This window comes from Qipengyuania sp. BR81-2 (assembly GCF_055693895.1).
On the sequence record NZ_CM146344.1, the window covers coordinates 2,591,603 to 2,607,327 of the forward strand.

Annotated in this window: 14 protein-coding genes and 1 pseudogene; 10 read left to right on the top strand and 5 right to left on the bottom strand. The window is 60.8% G+C overall.

What is annotated here, in order from left to right:
* The first annotated feature begins 62 nt into the window (after nt 1-62).
* The 4 genes and pseudogenes from ACZ1G8_RS13105 to ACZ1G8_RS13120 all read left to right on the top strand — a co-directional run bounded on the left by ACZ1G8_RS13105 (nt 63) and on the right by ACZ1G8_RS13120 (nt 2,763).
* Nucleotides 63-1,043, top strand: coding sequence for a sodium-dependent bicarbonate transport family permease (locus ACZ1G8_RS13105; protein ID WP_472679774.1), 981 nt, complete (start codon nt 63-65; stop codon nt 1,041-1,043).
* A gap of 11 nt (nt 1,044-1,054) precedes the next feature.
* Nucleotides 1,055-1,363, top strand: coding sequence for a P-II family nitrogen regulator (locus tag ACZ1G8_RS13110; protein ID WP_472679775.1), 309 nt, complete (start codon nt 1,055-1,057; stop codon nt 1,361-1,363).
* Nucleotides 1,363-2,004 carry a carbonic anhydrase gene (locus ACZ1G8_RS13115; RefSeq protein WP_472679776.1) on the top strand — a complete coding sequence of 214 codons (642 nt, stop codon included), beginning with the start codon at nt 1,363-1,365 and terminating at the stop codon, nt 2,002-2,004. The genes ACZ1G8_RS13110 and ACZ1G8_RS13115 overlap by 1 nt, the downstream gene beginning before the upstream one ends.
* Before the next feature lie 37 nt (nt 2,005-2,041).
* Nucleotides 2,042-2,763: pseudogene (locus ACZ1G8_RS13120) on the top strand (NYN domain-containing protein).
* Between the two features lie 62 nt (nt 2,764-2,825).
* Here the strand turns inward: ACZ1G8_RS13120 and ACZ1G8_RS13125 are convergent.
* The gene (locus ACZ1G8_RS13125) at nt 2,826-4,157 is read right to left on the bottom strand and encodes a hypothetical protein (RefSeq protein WP_472679777.1); all 1,332 of its coding nucleotides are present in this window, start codon (nt 4,155-4,157) and stop codon (nt 2,826-2,828) included.
* A gap of 304 nt (nt 4,158-4,461) precedes the next feature.
* Between ACZ1G8_RS13125 and gyrA the strand changes: the two genes are divergently transcribed.
* Both gyrA and ACZ1G8_RS13135 read left to right on the top strand, forming a co-directional pair.
* Nucleotides 4,462-7,302, top strand: a complete 2,841-nt coding sequence (gene gyrA / locus ACZ1G8_RS13130) for a DNA gyrase subunit A (RefSeq protein ID WP_472679778.1) — start codon at nt 4,462-4,464, stop codon at nt 7,300-7,302.
* The gene (locus ACZ1G8_RS13135; protein ID WP_472679779.1) at nt 7,299-8,141 is read left to right on the top strand and encodes a TauD/TfdA dioxygenase family protein; all 843 of its coding nucleotides are present in this window, start codon (nt 7,299-7,301) and stop codon (nt 8,139-8,141) included. The genes gyrA and ACZ1G8_RS13135 overlap by 4 nt, the downstream gene beginning before the upstream one ends.
* On the opposite strand, the gene ACZ1G8_RS13140 is transcribed toward ACZ1G8_RS13135, so the two are convergent.
* Nucleotides 8,138-8,806 carry a lysoplasmalogenase family protein gene (locus ACZ1G8_RS13140; RefSeq protein WP_472679780.1) on the bottom strand — a complete coding sequence of 223 codons (669 nt, stop codon included), beginning with the start codon at nt 8,804-8,806 and terminating at the stop codon, nt 8,138-8,140. The two genes, ACZ1G8_RS13135 and ACZ1G8_RS13140, sit on opposite strands and share 4 nt — an antisense overlap.
* A gap of 89 nt (nt 8,807-8,895) precedes the next feature.
* Here ACZ1G8_RS13140 and trmFO point away from each other — a divergent pair, with 89 nt between their 5' ends.
* Nucleotides 8,896-10,263, top strand: coding sequence for a methylenetetrahydrofolate--tRNA-(uracil(54)-C(5))-methyltransferase (FADH(2)-oxidizing) TrmFO (trmFO, locus tag ACZ1G8_RS13145; protein WP_472681260.1), 1,368 nt, complete (start codon nt 8,896-8,898; stop codon nt 10,261-10,263).
* On the opposite strand, the gene ACZ1G8_RS13150 is transcribed toward trmFO, so the two are convergent.
* Together ACZ1G8_RS13150 and ACZ1G8_RS13155 are read right to left on the bottom strand one after the other, a co-directional pair.
* The gene (locus ACZ1G8_RS13150) at nt 10,264-10,731 is read right to left on the bottom strand and encodes an EF-hand domain-containing protein (RefSeq protein WP_244920671.1); all 468 of its coding nucleotides are present in this window, start codon (nt 10,729-10,731) and stop codon (nt 10,264-10,266) included. It lies immediately after the preceding gene.
* A 36-nt stretch (nt 10,732-10,767) separates the two neighbouring features.
* Nucleotides 10,768-11,427 (bottom strand): hypothetical protein, encoded by a 660-nt coding sequence (locus ACZ1G8_RS13155; protein WP_472679781.1) that lies wholly within the window; start codon nt 11,425-11,427, stop codon nt 10,768-10,770.
* A 151-nt stretch (nt 11,428-11,578) separates the two neighbouring features.
* On the opposite strand from ACZ1G8_RS13155, the gene ACZ1G8_RS13160 reads away from it, so the two are divergent.
* Genes ACZ1G8_RS13160 through ACZ1G8_RS13170 form a run of 3 tightly spaced genes read left to right on the top strand, consistent with a single transcriptional unit; the run spans nt 11,579 to nt 14,249 of the window.
* Nucleotides 11,579-13,216, top strand: a complete 1,638-nt coding sequence (locus tag ACZ1G8_RS13160; protein ID WP_472679782.1) for a TadE/TadG family type IV pilus assembly protein — start codon at nt 11,579-11,581, stop codon at nt 13,214-13,216.
* On the top strand, nt 13,213-13,665 hold the full coding sequence (locus ACZ1G8_RS13165) for a TadE/TadG family type IV pilus assembly protein (RefSeq protein ID WP_472679783.1): 453 nt from the start codon (nt 13,213-13,215) through the stop codon (nt 13,663-13,665). The genes ACZ1G8_RS13160 and ACZ1G8_RS13165 overlap by 4 nt, the downstream gene beginning before the upstream one ends.
* Nucleotides 13,666-13,670: 5 nt before the next feature.
* Nucleotides 13,671-14,249 carry a TadE/TadG family type IV pilus assembly protein gene (locus ACZ1G8_RS13170; RefSeq protein WP_472679784.1) on the top strand — a complete coding sequence of 193 codons (579 nt, stop codon included), beginning with the start codon at nt 13,671-13,673 and terminating at the stop codon, nt 14,247-14,249.
* A gap of 84 nt (nt 14,250-14,333) precedes the next feature.
* Here ACZ1G8_RS13170 and ACZ1G8_RS13175 read toward each other — a convergent pair whose 3' ends face one another.
* Nucleotides 14,334-15,725, bottom strand: a complete 1,392-nt coding sequence (locus tag ACZ1G8_RS13175) for a pyruvate dehydrogenase complex E1 component subunit beta (protein ID WP_472679785.1) — start codon at nt 15,723-15,725, stop codon at nt 14,334-14,336.

Here is a 15,725-nt window from a genome sequence, read left to right on the forward strand (position 1 = left end):
CCGTGGATAGCTATTCCCTCGCAGGCTTGTGAGCCGTAGCGGCCACGGCTATCGCGGCAATCATGGATGCTGCCACTCTTCAGACGTTCACCTCGCCGGTGATCCTGTTCTTCGTCCTTGGCATGCTTGCCGCTTTCGCCCGGTCGGAGCTGGCTGTTCCTGAAGCTCTCGCAAAGGGTATGTCGCTGTACCTGATGGCAGCGATCGGTCTCAAGGGAGGTGTCGCGGTTGCCAAGTCGGGTGTCGATACAACCGTGGCTTTGGCGTTACTTGCCGGCATTGCGGCCAGCTTCGTCCTCCCCCTCATCGCCTTTGCGGCTCTGCGGAGCTTCGGAAAACTCGACCAGCTCAATGCCGGCGCGGTTGCAGCACACTATGGTTCGGTCAGCGTCGTAACCTTCGTTACAGCCGTCGAGATTTACGAGTTGCGTGGCACCCCGCCCGGCGGATTCATGGTCGCTGTCATGGCAGCGATGGAGACTCCGGCTATCCTCACTGGCCTGATTCTCGCACGGCGCGCGATGGCGAAAGAGGAAGGCGCGGCCAAGCGCCCCGCCGGCGAGTTGCTGCACGAGGTCTTTTTCAACGCCTCGGTCGTGCTCTTGCTCGGCGCCTTTGCAATCGGTGTAGTCAGTGGAGCGAGCGGCTTCTCCGATGTCGCACCCTTCTTCGAGGCCGGTTTCAAAGGCGTCTTGTGCCTGTTCCTCCTCGACATGGGCCTAATCGCCGCACGCCGCCTGATGGATGCACGGGCCATGACCTTCCGGCTTGCCATCATCGCGATCGCCCTGCCCCTTTTGAACGGTGCAATCGGCACTGTGCTCGGGACGACTATCGGGCTCGATATCGGCTCGAGCGCGGCGCTTGGCGTGCTCTGCGCAAGCGCCAGCTATATTGCAGTTCCTGCCGCCATGCGCCTTGCCCTGCCCCAGGCGGACCCCGGAATTTACCTGACCATGTCGCTCAGCGTGACATTCCCGTTCAACATCCTGATCAACATCGGATTGATCGGCGCGCTCGCGACAATGCTGGCCGGCGGCTGAGGAGAGAGACCGTGATCGAGACTGTCATCCGCAAGCGCATCGAGATCCTGACCGATACTGCCCTTGTCCGCCGGGTAACCGACGCCATCGACCGGGCCGACATCACCGGCTGGACGATCACCCCTGTCCAGTCGGGCAAGGGCCGTGACGGTCACTGGCGCGAGGAGCGCGTGATGGGCACGGACAAGGTCCTGATCCTGACGATCGCACCTCAGGACAAAGCGATGGCGCTCGCAGAAGATATCGCGCCCATTCTTTCGAGCCACGGCCTCCTGCTTTCGATGTGGGATGTCGAAGTGATCCGCGGCGAGAGGTTCTGATGCCCGAGTTCACGGAACTCCTTCGCGGCTATCACCGTTTCCGCGCCGACGGTTATCCGGAACAGAAAGAGCGCTACGACGAACTCGTCGCCGAGGGGCAGCACCCCAAGCTCATGATCATCGGCTGCTCGGACAGCCGCGTCGATCCCGCCCAGATTTTCGACGTCGATCCGGGAGAGATCTTTGTCGTCCGCAACGTCGCCGCGCTCGTGCCGCCTTTCGAGACCACTCCCGGACAGCACGGCGTTTCGGCCGCATTGGAGTTCGCAGTAAACTTCCTCGAGGTGCGACAAATCCTCGTCATGGGTCACGGCATGTGCGGCGGCTGCAAGGCCGCACTGACTCGCGATCTTGCCGGAAGCGAACTTGGCCGAGGCGGTTTCATCGCCAACTGGGTTAGCCTCCTCGACGAAGCCCGCGAGGAGGTGTTGGCAAGCCACGGGATAGATGGCGAAGAAGCAGAGCGAGCGATGGAAATGGCGGCAGTCGGCGTCAGCCTCAAGAACCTTCGCAGCTTCCCCGCAGTGCGCGAAAAGGAAGCCGACGGCTCGCTCAAATTGCGGGGCGCATTCTTTGCCATAACCGAGGGCGTCCTCTACGTCCTCGACGAGGAAACAGGCCAGTTCCAGCCCGCGAAGTGACTTGCGCATGGCCACCGCGCCCGCCATGTGACGGCGCATGCCAGAAAAAGACCTCAAAAACATCGCCCTGCTGATCGACGCGGACAACATCAAGCCGCAGGGTATCGATCCCGTCCTGACCGTCATGGCCGAACTGGGCCAGGTCAACATCAAGCGGGCCTATGGCAACTTCGCCAAGACCAATCTTTCGAAGTGGGACAAGATCTCCCACAAGTTCGGCATCCTTCCCCAGCAGCAATTCGACTTGACTGCCGGCAAGAACGCCACCGACATGGCGATGACAATCGATGCGATCGACCTGCTTTACCAAGGTAAGGTCGACGGCTTCGGCATCATGAGTTCGGACAGCGACTTCGCGCCTCTCGCCACGCGGCTCAGGCAGGATGGCCTCATCGTCTACGGCTTTGGCGAAAAAAGACGCCTGACGCTTTCAAGAGCGCCTGCACAAGGTTCATCGATATCGATGCTCTGATTGCTGGCGCTTCAGATGAGCCCTCCCAGTCGAAGTCCAATAACGGCAAAGGCAAGGCCACTATCGATGACGAGCTTGTCGAGCTCCTCGGAACCGCGTGGAAAGCCGCCAACCGCGACGACGAAGGGTTCGCTCAGATGGGTGAGGTCGGAAGCCTTGCCGGAAACCGGTCCAGCTTCGACGTCCGGAATTATGGCTTCAAGCGCCTGTCAGACCTGTTCCAGTCGCTTGACCAGTTCAAGGTCGAACGGAGAGACAACACGCTTTGGGTGAAGCGCCTGCGCTGAACAGAAAAACGGCGCGGATCCCGTGGGACCCGCGCCGCCGAATTCGATCTAGAAGATCTGGCTTACGCGCCGCTCTTCTGGGCTGCAAAGATCGCCCAGAGGTTCGCGACCGGAGCACGCTTGCCATCGACCTTGCCGAAGGTCTCGATAGCCTCTGCATACTTGCCCTGGTCGAACTGCGCGATACCAAGGCGCGTGAGCACCATCTGGGTGTCGACACCTGCCATGGTCAGCGCCTTGGCGTAGAATTCCTCTGCCTCGGCCGGCTGGTCGTAGCTGAGGAAGGTGTCACCAGCCACGACGACCGTCTTCGGGTCCGAGCTCGAACGGGCATCCGATGCGAGGTTCGGAAGGTCCGCCTTGTCGGCCGCGATGCGGCCCGAAGCTTCCTTGCGCGTCTCGATCAGGTAGGGATCGGTACGGTCGGCAGCGCCGCTTGCGAAACCTTCGTCGATCACTGCGACAACCTCACCGGGGTAGCGGCGCGGGTCAAGCACCTCGACGTATTCCGAAAGAACACGCTGGTCGTTGTAGATGCCGGTGCGACGCGAAAGGCGAAGCAGGTCGAGAATTTCGGGGTTCTCGTAGTTGTTGCCGTTCAGCGTGATGATCACGGCATCGCCCCATGAAACGTCGGTCGGATAGTCGCGCACGAGGAATGCTGCGTACTTGGCCGCTTCCGCATTCAGGCTGTTCTCGTAGGCGTTTGCGAGACCCTGGCGGATCCAGACTTCCGGAGCCTTCTCGCCAGCAGCATGCTTGGCTTCGATGAGACCGGTGAGATAGCCGATGCCTTCAGCGTAACTGCCGTTCTCGAGATAGAGGTCGGCGATCAGGTAATGCATGCGGTCGGGACCGAAGACCTGCGTGCTACCGTCGGTCATCGTGGCGTTGAACGTATAGTTTGCAGCGATCGCGCGCTCGAGTGCAGCGCGAGCATTCGCGACGTCGCCCATGCCATTGTAGGTCTGATAGGCAGCAAAGCTGAGCTGGCCGACGAGAGCGGTATCGATCTTGCCACTTTCGATCATCAGGTCGATGCCCTGGAGCTGCAGCTGGTCATCGCCCGTGTCGTTGGCGAGGTTGAACAACATGCCGCCGGCAGCGTTCTTTTCATCGTCCGACTTCACTTCGGCGAGCATCGCCGGGATCAGCGCCTTGGCAGCGGCATAGTCCGGTGCTTCCGACTTCTGGATCTCCGAGATCTTGGTGTATTCCTCGAGGAACGACTTCGAATACTCGGGCTTGGCGTCATCCTTCTTCTTCTTGTCACGCTGCGCGTGGGCAGGCTGCTCGATCGCGGTAGCGGTAAGCGTACCGCCGACCGCAAGAGCAAGAGCCATGGCAATCGCCGAAGAAGGACGCGAGGCCCGGCTGAGACGGGTGAAAATCATCAAATAAACTCCCAAGAGTGGATGGAGCGGGAACGCCTGATGCGTTCAGATACGACATCGACGGCGCCAATGCCGTTTCTGCGTCCCCATTGCAAATTTTTGTAGCGAAAAGCCGCTGAATGGCGATTGAATAACGCCGCGTCCTCGCGTTCAGCCAAAGTGACGCATTTGGGCGCAGCCATATGTGGAAAACCTCCCGGTTTGGCTACCGCTGACCCCGAACGCAGTGGCGCCACTGGCCTGCATACCCTACATTGATCTGCAATCATAACTGACCTGTATCAACAGACGGAAATACCGAGTTTTGGCTGACGAAACCGACCTGATCGATCCCCCTGCCCCCGGCGGCGACGAATATACCCGTATCGACATCGTCGACGAGATGAAGACGAGCTATCTCGATTACGCGATGAGCGTGATCGTGAGCCGTGCGCTGCCCGATGTGCGCGACGGCCTGAAGCCTGTTCACCGTCGCATCCTTTTCGCCAGTAACGAAGGCGGTTTCGTAGCCGGACGCCCGTTCCGCAAGAGCGCCAAGATCGTCGGCGACGTGATGGGTAACTACCACCCGCACGGCGACGCTGCGATCTATGACGCGCTGGCCCGAATGACGCAGGACTGGTCCCTCCGCGTCCCGCTGATCGACGGCCAGGGTAACTTCGGCTCGATGGACCCCGATCCGCCCGCCTCGATGCGTTACACCGAGGCGCGTCTTGCCCGCGTGGCAAATTCGCTGCTCGACGATCTCGACAAGGACACGGTCGATTTCGCCGACAACTATGACGGCTCGCGCCGCGAACCGACCGTCCTCCCTGCCCGCTTCCCCAACCTGCTCGTCAACGGTGCAGGCGGTATCGCAGTCGGCATGGCGACGAACATCCCGCCGCATAACCTCGGCGAGGTGATCGACGGCTGTTTCGCCTACATGGACAATCCCGCGATCACGAGCGAAGAGCTATTCGAGATTATTCCGGGACCGGATTTCCCGACCGCGCCGCTGATCCTCGGCAAGTCGGGCGCCCGTGCGGCCTACACCACTGGACGCGGTTCGATCCTGCAGCGTGCGCGCCACGAAATCGAAGAAAAGCGCGGCGACCGGAAGTCGATCGTCCTCACTTCGATCCCCTTCCAGGTCGGCAAGAGCGGTCTCGTAGAGAAGATAGCCGAGGCCGCGAAGGACAAGCGGATCGAGGGCATTTCAGACATCCGCGACGAATCCTCCCGTCAGGGTGTGCGCGTGGTCGTGGACCTGAAGCGCGATGCCTCGCCCGAAGTCGTGCTCAACCAGATTTGGCGTTACACGCCCGCACAGGCGAGCTTCCCGGCCAACATGCTGGCAATCAGCGGCGGCCGTCCGGAAGTTCTGACACTACGCGAATTCATACAGGCGTTCATCTCCTTCCGCGAGGAAGTGATCACTCGCAGGACAAAGTTCGAGCTGAATAAGGCCCGTGACCGCGCGCACATCTTGCTCGGTCTCGTGGTCGCAGTCTCGAACCTCGACGAGGTCGTGGCGATGATCCGCGGCGCGCCGACCCCGGCAGAGGCACGCGCCCGCCTGCTCGCCAAGGAGTGGCCGATCGGCGACATCGCGAAGTATATCGCGCTGGTCGAGGCGATCGAACCCAACGCGGAACAGGAAGGCGGCACCTATCGCCTGTCCGAGCGGCAGGTGAAAGCGATTCTCGACCTGCGCCTGCACCGCCTGACCGCGCTCGGCCGCGACGAGATCGGCGACGAGCTCAAGGAACTCTCGCTGTCGATCGAGGAATATCTCTCGATCCTTGCCGACCGCGTGAAGCTCTACGGCGTGATGCGCGGTGAACTCGAAGAGATCAAAGCCGCCTATGCCACGCCGCGCGTCTCCGAAATCGCTCCCGCGTGGGACGGTATCGAGGACGAAGACCTTATCGAACGCGAGGAGATGGTCGTCACCGTCACCCACGGCGGTTATATCAAGCGCACCCCGCTCGATGCCTTCCGTGCGCAGGCGCGTGGGGGCAAGGGCCGCTCCGGAATGGCGACGAAGGACGAAGATGCTGTCGTCGAGATGTTCGTAACTTCGACGCACAACCCTGTGTTGTTCTTCACGAATACCGGACGAGTTTATCGCATGAAGGTCTGGAAGCTGCCCGAAGGCGGCCCGCAGACCAAGGGCCGGCCGATGGTCAACCTCCTGCCGCTTGGCGATGATGAGCGGGTCACCAACGTGCTTGCCCTGCCTGAGGACGAGGCGGAGTGGGCAAACCTCAACATCGTCTTCGCCACCGAGCAGGGCATGGTTCGCCGCAATTCGATGGATGCCTTCACCAATGTCCCGTCGAACGGCAAATACGCGATGGGCTTCGTCGAAGGCAGCGGCGACCGCCTGATTGGCGTCGAATTGCTGAACGAACAGCAGGAAATCTTCCTCGCGTCGGACTCCGGCAAAGCGATCCGCTTCTCCGCTACTGATGCGCGCGAGACCAAGAGCCGTACCGGTATCGGCGTGCGCGGCATGAAGCTCAAGGACGGCCAGAAGGTCGTTTCGATGGCTGTTCTCGACGCTGGCGAACGCGATACGGAAGTGCGCGATGCGTACCTGCGGGCTGCCGTATGGAAGAACAACGAGAACGAAGCCCTGCTCGACGCAGAAAAGGTCGAGGAAATGGCCGAAGGCGAGGAGTTCATCCTTACGCTGACCGCCAATGGCTACGGCAAGATTTCGTCGGCCTATGAGTATCGTACCATCGGCCGCGGTGGGATGGGCCTTACCAATATCGGCGAGCCGTCGAGCAACCCGGAACGCAATGGACCGGTGGTGGCCAGCTTCCCGGTCAAGCACGGTTCCCAGCTCATGCTGGTAACCGACCAGGCCAAGCTGATCCGCCTTCCGATCCATTTCCGCCACATGGTCGAAGGCGGCTTCGAAAACCACGAGGGCTTCTCGATTTCCGGTCGCGGCTCCTCCGGTGTCCGGATCTTCAACGTGGCCAAGGGCGAGCAGATCGTTGGCGCTGCCTTGATCGACGAGACCGAGGAACCCGAGAACGAGGCCGAAGAAATGGTCCAGGACGAAATCGCCGCACGCGGCGGGCTGGAACAGACGACGCCCCATACGACGGCACACTCGGACAAGAATATCGACGGCGAGCCGGGCGGATGACCTTGAAGGTCGAGCCCAGCAGTCAGGCGTGCGGCGCGCGCGTGACCGGGCTCGACCTCTCGGAGCCGGTTTCCGAGGGCCTTGCTGCCGAAATTCGTGAGATATGGCTCAAGCACAAGGTGCTCGCCTTCCCTGGTCAGACAGTAGACGACGATGCCCTCGAGTCATTCACGCTGGCCATGGGAGGTTTCGGAGATGATCCGTTCTTCGCGCCCATCGAAGGACGCAAGCATATCGCGGCAATCCTGAGGGAAGCCGATGAGACGTCGCCGCTCTTCGCCGAGAACTGGCACAGTGACTGGAGCTTTCTCGAGCATCCCCCTGCAGGCACCTGCCTGATGGCGGTCGATATACCTCTTACCGGTGGCGACACCCTGTTCGCGGATCAGGCCGCTGCTTTTGCCGCGCTTCCGGAAGAGCGCAGAGATTACCTCCGTACGCTCACCGCGATCCATAGCGCCCAGCTCGCTTACGCCCCCGAAGGAACCTACGGTGAGCGCGACAAGGGTCGTTCGATGGCGATCCGTCCGGACGAAAGCGCTCGCGAAACACGGACCCACCCACTGGTCCAGCAGCACCCGGAATCGGGCGAGGAATGCCTCTACTCAACGCTTGGCTACATCATCGGTATCGAGGGGATGGAAGCCCAGGAAGCTTTCGCACTCCTTACCGACCTGGCCGCATGGCAGGGGCGCGAGGAGTTCACCTATCGCCACCGCTGGGAAAACGACATGCTCGTGATGTGGGATAACCGCTCGGTCCTGCACAAGGCGACCGGCGGATATGAAGGCCATCGCCGGGAACTGCACCGCACGACAATCGCAGCGTGGAAAGGTTAGCGCGCCGTCTTTCCGCTTCGCTCGAGCACGGTCTGGACGACCCCCGTCGCGATCAGGAACTGGCCCGCATAATAGAGCGGCCAAACCAGCCACTCGGCGATCTCGCCCGGAAGCTGACCTGACTCGCGGGCAAAGATAATGAGGTCGCTCACCACGAAAAGAACTGCGCCGACACCAACCCGGTATCGCGGAAAACTGCTGGTCCAGGCTGCCCCGCCCATCGCTCCGACCACGAGCGCATAGAGCGCCACAAGGGCCCAGTTCTCGAGCGGATAGATCAGCAGCGCTGCGAGGATCGGCGTTCCGAACAGGAGCGCAACGCCGGCCATTTTCTGGCTACCGTTGGTGCTCGGCCTGCGGTTCGACATGTAAAGCCAGATCGCAACCAGATGCCCCATCGCGAAAATCGCCCCACCTATGATGAAGCTGAACTCCAGAACCACGTCGGCCAACGCACCCAGCGCCATGACGACAGCAATCAGCGCGCCATCGCGGCCGACACCCCTGTGTGCGGCATAGACGGCAAGGAAACCGACGCCTGCCCCCTTCCACAAAGCGAGCCAGCTGCCGCCCACCTTTCCGTCCATCACGAAGAAATAGGTGATCGCGAAAAGGAGGCTCAGGACAAGGTATGGCCGATGCTCGACCAGAGCGCGCTTGGGCATTTCGTTTGTTCCCCTCGATAAGCCGATGCGCATCGCGCAATTGCCGCAGCGTTGCAAGCCGCCACGCACACGACTAGATGGCCCTCGCAATGACACACGACATCCAGATCATCGGCGGCGGCCTCGCCGGAAGCGAGGCAGCGTGGCAACTTGCGCGGCGAGGGTTCAAGGTGCGCCTCTCGGAAATGCGTGGCAGCGGTGAGATGACCCCTGCCCACCAGACCGAGGGCTTGGCGGAGCTCGTCTGCTCGAACAGCTTCCGTTCCGATGACAGCGACAAGAACGCCGTCGGTCTCCTTCACCACGAAATGCGTCGCCTCGACAGCATTGTGATGCGCGCCGGAGAGAAAGCGCGTGTTCCGGCCGGTTCCGCGATGGCGGTGGATCGCGACGTATTCTCGGCTGAGGTCCAGCGGACCCTAGAGGAACATCCGAATGTCACTGTCGTGCGCGAGCGGGTCGATGCCCTTCCCTCGGACGGTCCGGCCATCGTCGCCACTGGTCCGCTGACAGCACAGGCGCTTGCAGAGAGCATTGTCAGCGCGACCGGCCAGGATCGACTTGCATTCTTCGACGCAATCGCGCCGATCGTGCACCGCGACAGCATCGATATGTCGAAATGCTGGATCCAGAGCCGTTGGAACAAGCGGACCGAGGCCTCGAACGAAGATGGCGATTACATCAACTGCCCGATGACAAAGGAGCAGTATCTCGCCTTCCACCAGGGCCTAATGGACGGCGAGAAGACCGAGTTCCGCGAGTGGGAAGCCGACACGCCGTATTTCGATGGCTGCATGCCGATCGAGGTGATGGCTTCGCGCGGCATTGAGACCTTGCGTTATGGCCCGATGAAAGGCGTCGGCCTCGACAACCCCTACGACACGACCGAAGAGCACCCGCAGGGCCGCTGGCCCTACGCGGTCGTCCAGCTGAGGCAGGACAACAAGCTGGGCACTCTGTGGAACATGGTCGGCTTCCAAACGAAGCTGAAGTATGGCGCGCAGGTCGAGCTTTTCCGCACAATCCCGGGTCTCGAGAACGCCGAGTTCGCGCGTCTCGGCGGGCTCCACCGCAACACCTTCATCAACTCGCCGCTGGTGCTAGACCGCCAGCTGCGCCTTCGTGGTGGCGAGCACATCCGTTTCGCCGGCCAGATCACCGGCTGCGAGGGCTATGTCGAGAGTTCCGCCGTCGGCCTGATGGCAGGCATGATGGCGGCGAGCGAGCTGGCAGGGCACGACTGGACGCCGCCGCCGCGCACCACCGCGTTCGGCGCGCTGCTCTCGCACATCACGGGCGATGCGGAAGCTGACACATTCCAGCCCATGAACGTCAATTTCGGCCTTTTCCCGCCGCTTCACGATGTGAAGAAGAAGCAGCGCAAGGAAGCCTATACCTCGCGCGCAAAGCAGGAATTCGCAGAATGGCTCGATACGCTCGTGGCCGTACCTGCCTGATCAGCAGTTGCAGCGTCGTGTCCTTGTCGGCTTGGGCTTCGTGGTTGCGAATTCACCGGGCGACAGTTCCCGGTCGCCATTGGCATCCGCCCCTTCGAATTTCTCGACGGTAGTAACGGCCCACTCCTCGAAGGTGAGGAGATTGTTGCCGTCCTTGTCGAGCTTGCGGAAGGCATCGCTTCGCGTCGACAGCATCTCGCTGCGTGTGATCCGCCAGTCACGGTTTCGGTCGTAGCGGAAGAAGCGGCGCTGCTCCTTGGTCAGCTCGCTCGCCTCGGGCGGCGCCGGACCTTCGAGGTCACCGGGATCGACTGTCGGGAGGCTTTCGGGATCAGGTGCTTCGCCTGCCAGCGAAATCAGCGATGGCGGAGGGGCAGCAGCCTCGACCTCCGCCGGGCCCTGCCACCAGAACAGGCCGATACCAGCGGCAATCAGTGTCAGGATGCACCCAAGGACTATGCGGCTCATCGGCAAGCTCCCCTCTTGCAGGAGGCCTGCCTAGGCCTAAGTGCCGAAAATTCCAAGCCTTAGTGCAGCAAAGGGACTGAGGCGGTCACCGAAAAGCGGCTTGCCGCCACGCTGGAGAGAGCGGCGTGACAAGCCGCCGATCATGGCCAGCGGACGTAGACCTCGCGGCAGACGAGGCAACTCCGCGGCGACACGCAAACCTTCCTTCATCAACCCGCCGTCCTCGTCTCCAGCAATGAGTACTAACTCGGCATGGGCCCAGACATTGCCGTGACGGGCTGCATCCGAAGCAGCATCGGCGCAGCCACTCATGGTCGCCAAGGCTTCGAAGGCCTTACCTCTCGCCATGGCAAGACCACCCGCTTCAAGGGCGCTATCGTCGTGCTCGGGGAGCAGCGTTTCCCAACCGTCCGTCAAAGATGCCAGGACCTTACGGTCTGACGGCCAGCTCAATAGCAAAGACGCAAGCAGCGGATCGGGCGGTGCCCCCAAACCTTCCCGCTCACGGGTCAGCTCTTCACGCCACCATGCGAGCCGTATCTGCGCCAGCGCCGGTTCGTTCGCAGTCAGGACTATGCGGGCAAGCAGCCGGTCAAGAAGCAGCAGGTCGCGCAGCTGATCGCGCAATCCGGGGCGGGCGTTGCCCACCACCAAACTCTCCCAATCGCCCAATTGCTCGTTGGCGGTGTTATCCATGCTTTCTCGCATCCGATCAGGCACCCTGTCCTGTCAAGCCGCACGCCTGTTAATTCTCCAAGGAAACCGGAAGTTAACTCTTCCCCTCCATGTTGCCGCAGGATTTCCGCCTTAATTGCGGAAGCTGCAATGAATCCTGCTCGGGGGCACTATGGCACTTAAGCGACTAAACAACCTGATGCGCCGACTCAAAGCCGATACCAGCGGCAACGCGATGCTGCTGGTTGCTTTGGGAATGCCGATTCTCATCGGCAGCTCGGGAATGGCGATCGACGTGGCGCAGTGGTACGTGTGGAAGCGCGAACTGCAATTCGCGACAGACCAGGCTGCACTTGCCGGTGCCTGGGCCAGTGCCGAACCGGAGCAAAGAGACAACTACGTCGCGCTCTCGAAGCTCGAGTTCAATTCGAACCTTTCTTACCTTAAGGGCAAGGTTGCCGATCCGACCGTCGGATATGAAGACTGGAATGGCGGGACCGGCAATACCGTTGTCGCTACGGCTACCTACACGAAGGCACTGCCTTTCACTTCGATTTTCTGGAAGAACCAAGCGACTGTGAATGTCAGGGCGCAGGCCAGCTATCAGGCGGCGACCAACTATACCACTTGCCTACTCGCTCTCGATCCGGACGCGGACGATGCCTTCGTCATCGGGGGTTCGCTTACCGGTGACGTGACATGCGGTGTGGGGGCACTGTCCAACTCCGCGTCTGCAATCCGCAAGAACGGTTCGACGCTGATCGACGTGGCCGACCTCATTGCCGCAGGTGGTATCGATGAGGACCTGGCCGTAAACGGCACGATCCACGAGTTCATCAGCAACCTGAGCGATCCTTTCGATGGAGTAACGCCGCCGGATTCGCCCTATGCGCGCACATATTCTTGTCCGACGACCACGACGACGCCGATTGTGGCCGGCGACTCCACTGCTGATGTCGCAACGCGTACGGTGATTACCTACACCTATTATCAGGGTAAAAACCTAAGCAGCGCGAAAACCGTCGTCACCTATACGGGTGCCGGGGCGAACACCAATTCGGATACGACCGTCAATGCCTTGGCCCAGGATCTCGGCTTTACTCCGGCCGAGGGCTTCAACGAGACGGTAAGTGATACAGGTGAAGTCTACACCGGCCAGAACTGGCCCTCTACCGCCAAGAAGAACACAAATATCTACGAGTATCGCCAAGAGGTCGTAACCAAGCTCTATTCGAACGTGGTTCCCGACAGCGGGGCCTCCACTGCGACTTCTGGCACAGCAAATGGCTTGCTCCCGGGTACCTATGGGGACATCACGATCGGTTGTAACACGACCTTCAACCCGGGCGTCTATGTCATCACCGGGGTTCTCGATTTCGGTCAGAACCACATAGTGCAGGGCAACAACGTGCTGTTCGTCTTTACGGGCGAAGGCACCGAGCGAATGAAGCTGAATTCCCAGTCGGTCGTCAACTTTACCGGCATTACCTACGACCAGCTCGTGAACGAGTATTCCGTGTCTGAGGAAGATGCCGAAATTCTGAACGGCATGATCGTATACGATCCGCAATCCACCGCGGACATCGCGATCAACGGCGGAGCCGACGTGATATTCGACGGCATTCTCTACATGCCAAACCGGCATGCCCAGTTCAACGGCAACTCGACCGTCGGAGGCACCTGTATGATGCTTGCTGCCGGCACGATCGAGTTGACCGGCAACAATACGATCCAGAGCCTGTGCCTGCCGACGAATGTCACCTCTTTCGAAATCGGCGGCACCACCATTTCTGTGAGGCTAGTGGCATGATCAGGGCGATTAAGAACCGCTTCCGTAAGGAAGAAGACGGCGCAGTCGTTATCGAAACCGCAATCGTGGTACCCGTCCTGCTTCTCATGGCACTTGGCGGGATCGATTACGGCACAATGCTCGCGCGCCAGGTCGAGCTGCAGAATGCCATGGCGGAAGCCTCCCAAATTGCGCTTGCCGCAGCGCCGACCGACGCAGCTGCCCGACAGGCAGTGAAAGAGGTTCTGCAAACCTCGACCGGTCTGGATACGGATCATGTCTCCATCACGGAAAGCTATCGTTGCGGCACGGACGCCGATTACGTCGCGGATTCGGATCTTTGCGGTACCGGTCCCTATGCGCGCTTTATCCGTATCGAGATCGTCGAGGACTACACCTCGGCTTGGTCCACCATCTCCGGAGCCAAACCGCTCCGGTTCAATTTCGTCCGCATGGTTCAAGTGGGATAACGGCTATGATGAAACGCCTTCGCAACGACGAGAGCGGCGCAACGGTCGTCGAATTCGCCCTTCTGCTTCCAGTAATTTTCGGAAGTTTCCTCGGTGTGCTCCAGGCCGGCATGAGCATGATGACGTACAATTCGCTGCGCAATCTGTCGGCCGAGACATCGCGATATACGCTGGTAGAATACCAGATCAGCAACGAACTCACGCATACGCAGATAGAGGATGATGGCAAGGCACGTGCCGGGAGCCATGGGTTGGACCCAACCAAGTTCACGATCGACGTCGAAACCGCTACGCCACAGCGGATTGAAGGTGCGACCGAACTCACGTTGACCACGACCTACGAGGTCATTTCCGTCGTTTCGTTCCTTGGGGTCGACAAGTTCGACGTTTCATTCACACGCCCCATCTTCCTGATCGATGAGGTCGACACCAGTGAAGACGGGTCGGAACTCGACGGAACAGTAGACGATGGGACCGGATTTGGTGAAGGTGGCATCGATGGCGGCGGTGGTGATGGCGAAACAACCGATCCCGTCGAAGGCGATTGCGCCGAAGCGGGCAACTGTTACGGCCACACCAACTAATTGACGCTGGAATAGACCGGTTTCCCGGTCAAGCATCTAGATTAGAGAGCCGGGTCCGTGAGCACGGGCCCGGCTTTCTCTCGTTTAGTCGCGGTAACAGACGCTCTTGACGGCCTTCACGATTTTCGGAGTGTCGATCAGCGCAAGCTTTTCTAGGTTCGCCGCATAAGGCAGCGGCACGTCCTCGTCGCAAACGCGCGTTACCGGCGCATCGAGGTGGTCGAAGCCTTCCTCCATACAGATCGCGACGATTTCCGATGCGATCGAGCAGGTCGGCCAGCCCTCTTCGGCGATGACCATGCGATTGGTCTTCTTGAGGCTTTCGAGCACCGCTTCCTTGTCGAGCGGGCGCAGCGTGCGCAGGTCGATCACTTCGGCATAGATTCCCTCAGCCGCTAGCTCCTCGGCTGCTTCGAGCGCTAGGCCGACTGCGATCGAATAGGCGACGATCGTAACGTCCGAACCTTCGCGCATGATGCGGGCCTTACCGATCGGGAGCACGTGGTCGTCGAGCTCAGGCAGTTCGAAGCTGCGGCCGTAGACGAGCTCGTTCTCGAGGAAGACGACAGGGTCCTCGCAGCGGATCGCCGCTTTCATCAGGCCCTTGGCATCCGAGGCGTCATAAGGCGCGATCACGATCAGACCGGGGACGCTGGCGTACCAGGGACCAAAGTTCTGGCTGTGCTGCGCGCCGACACGGCTTGCAGCTGCATTGGGACCGCGGAACACGACCGGGCAACGCATCTGGCCGCCCGACATGTAGTTCGTCTTCGCTGCCGAGTTGATGATGTGGTCGATCGCCTGCATGGCGAAGTTGAAGGTCATGAACTCGACGATCGGGCGAAGGCCGCCCATCGCGGCACCCGTGCCGATGCCGGCAAAGCCGTATTCGGTGATCGGCGTATCGATCACGCGCTTGGGACCGAATTCGTCGAGCAGGCCCTGGGTGACCTTGTAGGCGCCCTGGTACTGGGCCACTTCCTCGCCCATCACGAAGACGCGCTCGTCGCGGCGCATTTCCTCGGCCATGCCGTCGCGAAGTGCTTCGCGCACGGTAATGGTCTGCATGTTGGTGCCGTGCGGGATCTCCGGATCCTTCACGCCCGTTTTCTTGGCCGGCTTGGCGATTTCCGCTTCGCTGCCCTCGCCCGAGCTTTCGGGACGGCCCACGTCCTTGCCCTCGCCCGGCACATCCTCGACCGGAGCGGCTTCGGCGGCGCCGGAGACATCCTCGCCCTCGCCCGCCAGCATCGCGATGACCGTACCGACCTTCACGTTTTCGGTGCCTTCGGCCACCAGAATCTTTCCGAGCGTGCCTTCGTCGACAGCTTCGAATTCCATCGTCGCCTTGTCGGTCTCGATCTCGGCAATGATGTCACCAGCGACGATCTCGTCACCTTCCTGCTTGAGCCACTTGGCAAGCGTGCCCTCCTCCATGGTGGGCGACAGCGCGGGCATCTTGAGTTCGATAGCCAT